We start from the raw sequence: 597 nt of genomic DNA on the forward strand, positions 1-597 counted from the left end.
TCCGGATGGAGTAGAGTTCTATACGAGAAAGAAAATGCTGACCGCTCGCTGGTAAAAACGACAGGCTACCAAACTGGCTGGTTTGGTAGCCTTTTTGAGTTAGGAAAAGGAGGATACGGATTATGCCACTGGTTTCACTGAAGGAGATGTTAAATCAAGCTTTAGAAGGCAAATATGCCGTTGGGCATTTTAACTTGAACAATCTGGAATTTACGCAGGCTATTCTGCAGGCTGCTCAAGAAGAGCGATCCCCTGTGATTTGTGCGGTCAGTCCAGGGTATATTGCCCATTTGGGTGGATTAAAGGTAGCATCTGCCATGGTTCGAGCGTTGGTTGATGAGTACCGCATCACCGTTCCAGTCGCTTTGCATTTGGATCATGGGGCTTCCTTTGAACAATGTCTGCAGGCCATTCAGGCTGGCTTTAGCTCCGTCATGATAGATGCCTCTCATTATCCGCTGGAAGAAAACATTCGCAAAACGAAGCAAGTGGTAGAAGCCGCTCGTGCTTTAGGGGTATCGGTGGAAGCGGAATTGGGGCGTATCGGCGGACAGGAAGATGATCTCATTGTCGACGAAGCGGATGCCATGCATGCCA

At 48.6% G+C, this 597-nt stretch carries 1 protein-coding gene; it reads left to right on the top strand.

The genetic code is table 11. The features are described 5' to 3' along the window. Window positions 1-122: 122 nt before the first annotated feature. Window positions 123-597, top strand: a 475-nt coding sequence (locus ABLT31_RS38910) for a class II fructose-bisphosphate aldolase (protein WP_367761090.1), incomplete at its 3' end; no start/stop codon positions are given.

The organism is Ammoniphilus soli (assembly GCF_040813775.1).